This window comes from Serratia sp. HNCC26DJ206, assembly GCF_057180605.1.
Genome location: NZ_JBXUGP010000085.1, coordinates 1 through 2606, shown reverse-complemented (window position 1 = coordinate 2606; position 2606 = coordinate 1). Strand labels below are relative to the sequence as shown.

The 2606-nt window shown below is 37.4% G+C and carries 2 protein-coding genes; one reads left to right on the top strand and one right to left on the bottom strand.

Features of this window, described 5'->3' with window-relative positions:
• Positions 1 to 89 precede the first annotated feature (89 nt).
• The gene (locus AC2A1E_RS23945) at positions 90 to 455 is read right to left on the bottom strand and encodes a winged helix-turn-helix domain-containing protein (protein WP_484385833.1); all 366 of its coding nucleotides are present in this window, start codon (positions 453 to 455) and stop codon (positions 90 to 92) included.
• 1665 nt (positions 456 to 2120) lie between these two features.
• Between AC2A1E_RS23945 and AC2A1E_RS23940 the strand changes: the two genes are divergently transcribed.
• Positions 2121 to 2501, top strand: coding sequence for a winged helix-turn-helix domain-containing protein (locus AC2A1E_RS23940; RefSeq protein ID WP_484385832.1), 381 nt, complete (start codon positions 2121 to 2123; stop codon positions 2499 to 2501).
• Positions 2502 to 2606: the final 105 nt, after the last annotated feature.

Here is a 2606-nt window from a genome sequence, read left to right as displayed (position 1 = left end):
TTACTCACTAGTATTGTTAAGCCATTTTAATAATGCTTAAAACAGCAGGGGGGGACATTCATATTCTCATGTGGGTAACACGATAATATTTATTGGTAATACAACGGCGTTACCACATGGTCATTTATGGCATAGCCAACACCTTTTACGTTGACAATAAAGCTGTCTGGCAAACCAATTAATTTGAGTTTTGCTCTTAATTCTTTAGTTGCTTGCCACAGGCGCTGGCTGGAAAAAGAGATTTTTTCGAGCAACTCCTCTCTTGATAATGCTTTTCTTTTACCATGATGCATCAATAAAAAGACCAACAAATCCATTGAGGTATCATTTAATATTACTGTACAGAACAGTATTGTTTTTTCCGTTTTCTCCGCATAAATACGGACAAGTCTGCGATTAACAATGTCAAGCTGAATGTCATTATCAATAAGGAACCCGTAAAGACTACGCTCCATATAATTCTCAAGATATAGGCAGGAAAAACTCTTGTGAAAAATTACCACTCCGTTTGATGCTCTATTATAGAATCAGATTGATCTGAATCAACCCGGCTCGCCGACTAAGGAAGCGAGGGCGACATCAAAGGGGTGTGGTTTTTATCACTTAACAATAAACATAAATCAGCATTTTTAACTGCCTTTTCGTTTCTTAATAGCCTGCGGTGTTATTATTTTAATATAAAACCTCAAGTAGTTTTAAATTCTTTTTTTTACATCAAAACAAGTAAAAAATCTGTTCAATATTAGACTAACGCTTATGGCACCGCTTTTCTTCAGTACATATAGCGCATGTTGCCTCTGTTTCACTCTTGTCTTGCTGTTGAGGTAAATGTTAGGAAAAAACTCAGAAATAGCCTAATGAACTCTTCTTATTTCTTTTTAATAAAACCAGTGACCCCACCGTAAAGCGCCCCTTCGAGAGTGAAAATAGAAAGTCATCTCAAAAAATATTCTAATGGAATCATATGTTTTTTGTTGCTTATTTTTATTAAGATTTCTTTAGCCCAGGGGGATTGGCAAGAGAATAATTTAGATAGGAAATACCTTGTTTATTGGTTTGTGAAGCTTGCTTTTATCCATTAGGAGGCTGCTCTTACTTTCGGGTGAATACACCAAAACTTCATGAACTGAGCCGTTTTTTTTAGTGCTGCTGTTGTTCAGTCATTTTTCTGGAATAGCCGGTTGGGCAGCTCTTTTATACTGGGGTGGGGATGACCCTGATTGATATAAATGGACTCAGAGAGGCATTGCAAAGGGTAATATGCACGCAACAGGCTGGTTTCATCCTATTGGTGTCGACATTGGGGAGCGTTTTTTGGTGGTGGAACGCTGAAGGCAGGGGATTCTTAATGACACTGAGAGAAAATGGCATCGTGGCACCAGATGTTATGTCGGTCTGATGAGCACTCTCCTATTTATACCCGTCATCCTTCAAGTTGCATGGGTGTTGGCTGCCTTCGGTCACCCTAGTCACATAGTTATCTATGCTCCTAGGGCTTCACTCAGTTGCCGTCTACATGCAACTCGAATTATTTAGGGTATAAACTGTTTGCTTGTTTTTTTCTGAACAACCCAAAAATCTTAATAAGAATAAATTTCAATAAAAACAAATAATTAGTTTTTTCTGTGGGGGTTTTTTCTCTTGAATGATGAGTGGCTATGCTGGAAAGTCTGCCTGGCAAAGTTGTTTTATTAAAAAGAAATAAGAAGAGTTCATTAGGCTATTTCTGAGTTTTTTCCTAACATTTACTTCAACAGCAAGACAAGAGTGAAACAGAGGCAACATGCGCTATATGTACTGAAGAAAAGCGGTGCCATAAGCGTTAGCTTAATGTTGATTAGGTTTTTTACTTGTTTTGATGAGAAAAACAGAATTTAAAACTACCCAAGGTTTTACAATGAAATATGAACATTACAGACCATAAAGAAACTGAAATTTAGTTAAAAATGCTGATTTATGCTTATTTCTGAGTGATAAAAACCACATCCCTTTGATGCCGTCCTCGCTCCCTTAGTCGGTGAGTCGGGTTGATTCAGATCAATCTGATTCTATAATAGAGCGTCAAACGGAGTGGTAATTTTTTCACAAGAGCTTGTCCCGCTTATATCTTGAGAAATTATATGGAGAATAATCTTTACGGGTTCCTTATTGATAATGACATTCAGCTTGACATTGCCAACCGCAGACTGGTCCGTATTTATACGGAGAAAACGGAAAAAACAATGCTGTTTTGTGCAGTAATGTTAAATGACATCACCATGGAACTGTTGGTCTGTTTATTGAACCAACATGGCAAGAATAAAACATTATCAAAAGAGGAACTGCTCGAAAATATCTGGGAGAGGAACAATATTTCTTCCTCCAGTCAACGCCTGTGGCAGGCGATTAAAGAATTAAGAGCGAAACTTAACGTAGTCGGTCTGCCAGATGACTTTATTGTCAATGTAAAGGGAGTCGGTTACTCCTCAAATGGCCATGTGGTAAAACCTTTGTTTTATTAAAAACCCATACCATTATCAATGCGATAATATAAATAGACTCGTGGGATATGGATGTCATCCTGCTATTTTAATCATTATTAAAATGGCTTAACAACACTAGTGAGT